Annotated in this window: 2 protein-coding genes; both read left to right on the plus strand. The window is 59.4% G+C overall.

Translation table 11 applies throughout. The features are described 5' to 3' along the window. A partial coding sequence (locus ACIP1X_RS28590; RefSeq protein WP_400755939.1) for a thiamine pyrophosphate-dependent enzyme occupies positions 1 to 1,450 on the plus strand: 1,450 nt, incomplete at its 5' end. Positions 1,451 to 1,492: 42 nt separating this feature from the next. Next, positions 1,493 to 2,557, plus strand: a 1,065-nt coding sequence (gene odhB, locus ACIP1X_RS28595; protein ID WP_400755940.1) for a 2-oxoglutarate dehydrogenase complex dihydrolipoyllysine-residue succinyltransferase, incomplete at its 3' end; no start/stop codon positions are given.

Genomic DNA, 2,557 nt, shown 5'->3' on the forward strand with positions numbered 1-2,557 from the left:
CCGTCGTCGCGGCCACAACGAAGCTGACGAGCCAAGCGGCACCCAGCCTCTGATGTATCAGCAGATCACCAAACAGCGCACCACCCGTGAGCTGTACGCTGATCGTCTGACCCAGGGCGGTGTGCTCGACGCTGAGCGTGTTCAGTCGAAAGTCGACGAATACCGCAACGCGCTGGACAACGGTCTGCACGTCGTGAAGTCGCTGGTCAAAGAGCCGAACAAAGAGTTGTTCGTGGACTGGCGTCCGTATCTGGGCCACGCCTGGACTGCGCGTCACGACACGCGTTTCGATCTGAAAACCCTGCAAGAACTGTCCGCCAAGCTGCTGGAAATTCCGGACGGCTTCGTGGTACAGCGTCAGGTCGCGAAGATCTACGAAGACCGTCAGAAAATGCAAGCCGGCGGCCTGCCGATCAACTGGGGTTACGCCGAAACCATGGCGTACGCGACCCTGGCGTTTGAAGGTCACCCGATTCGCATGACTGGTCAGGACATCGGCCGCGGTACGTTCTCGCACCGTCACGCTATGTTGCACAACCAGAAAGACGCGGGCACCTACATTCCGCTGGCGCACTTGTACGACGGTCAGCCACGCTTTGACCTGTACGACTCGTTCCTGTCGGAAGAAGCGGTACTGGCATTCGAATACGGTTACTCGACCACCACGCCGGACGCGCTGGTGATCTGGGAAGCCCAGTTCGGTGACTTTGCCAACGGTGCACAGGTTGTGATCGACCAGTTCATCACCAGCGGCGAGCACAAGTGGGGCCGTCTCTGCGGTCTGACCATGTTGCTGCCACACGGTTACGAAGGTCAGGGCCCTGAGCACAGCTCGGCACGTCTTGAGCGTTACCTGCAACTGTGCGCCGAGCACAACATTCAGGTGGCTGTACCGACCACGCCAGCACAGATCTACCACTTGCTGCGTCGTCAGGTAATTCGTCCGCTGCGCAAACCGTTGATCGTGCTGACGCCGAAGTCGCTGCTGCGCCACAAGCTGGCCATCTCGACTCTGGAAGATCTGGCCGAAGGTTCGTTCCAGACCGTGATCCCGGAAATCGATACTCTGGACCCGAAAAAGGTCGAGCGTGTTGTTCTGTGTAGCGGCAAGGTCTACTACGACCTGCTGGAAAAACGCCGTGCCGAAGGCCGTGAAGATATCGCCATCGTGCGTATCGAGCAGCTGTATCCATTCCCTGAGGACGACTTGAAAGAAGTCCTGGCTCCGTACACCAACGTCAAAAATGCCGTTTGGTGTCAGGAAGAGCCGATGAACCAGGGCGCCTGGTACTGCAGCCAGCACCACCTGCGTCGCAGCATCGGTAACCTCGACAAGTCTCTCGTACTTGAGTACGCGGGCCGTGAGGCTTCTGCTGCCCCAGCTTGTGGTTACGCATCGATGCACGCCGAGCAGCAGGAAAAACTCCTGCAAGCCGCGTTTACCATTTAATGCCTTCGCGCACCTGAAACCGAATTTAAGGAACTACAGATAATGGCTATCGAGATCAAAGCCCCCACTTTCCCGGAATCGGTTGCCGATGGCACCGTTGCCACCTGGCACAAACAACCGGGCGACGCCGTCAAGCGTGACGACCTGATCGTCGACATCGAAACTGACAAAGTCGTACTGGAAGTTCTGGCGACCGCCGACGGCGTGCTGGGCGCAATCGTCAAGAACGAAGGCGACACCGTTCTGTCCGACGAAGTGCTGGGCTCCATCGAAGCGGGCGGCGCTGCTGCCGCTGCTCCAGCCGCCGCTGCTGCTCCGGCCGCTGCTGCCGCTGCACCGGCTGCTGCCGAGGGCGAAGACGATCCTGTTGCTGCACCGGCTGCGCGCAAGCTGGCTGAAGAAAACGGCATCAACATCGCTTCCGTTGCCGGCACCGGCAAAGGCGGTCGTGTGACCAAGGAAGACGTAGTCGCTGCTGTAGCTGCCAAGAAAGCCGCTCCGGCTGCCGCGCCTGCCAAGGCTGCTGCTCCTTCGGCCGCCGCTCCTGTGTTCGCCGCTGGCGACCGCATCGAGAAGCGCGTACCGATGACCCGCGTGCGTGCCACCGTGGCCAAGCGTCTGGTTGAAGCTCAGTCGAACATGGCGATGCTGACCACTTTCAACGAAGTCGACATGACTGAAGTCATGGCCCTGCGTTCGAAGTACAAGGATCTGTTCGAGAAGTCCCACAACGGCGTACGCCTGGGCTTCATGTCGTTCTTCGTTAAAGCAGCGACCGAAGCGCTGAAACGCTTCCCGGCTGTTAACGCATCGATCGACGGCGCTGACATCGTTTACCACGGCTACGCTGACATCGGCGTTGCCGTTTCCAGCGACCGCGGTCTGGTTGTTCCGGTTCTGCGTAACGCCGAACTGATGAGCCTGGCTGAAATCGAAGGCGGCATCGCAACATTCGGCAAAAAAGCCCGTGACGGCAAACTGTCGATGGACGAGATGACCGGTGGTACCTTCACCATCACCAACGGTGGTACCTTCGGTTCGATGATGTCGACCCCGATCGTCAACCCGCCGCAGGCAGCGATTCTGGGCATGCACAACATCATCCAG

This window comes from Pseudomonas sp. NPDC088885 (genome assembly GCF_044750025.1).
Classification (GTDB): domain Bacteria; phylum Pseudomonadota; class Gammaproteobacteria; order Pseudomonadales; family Pseudomonadaceae; genus Aquipseudomonas; species Aquipseudomonas rustica.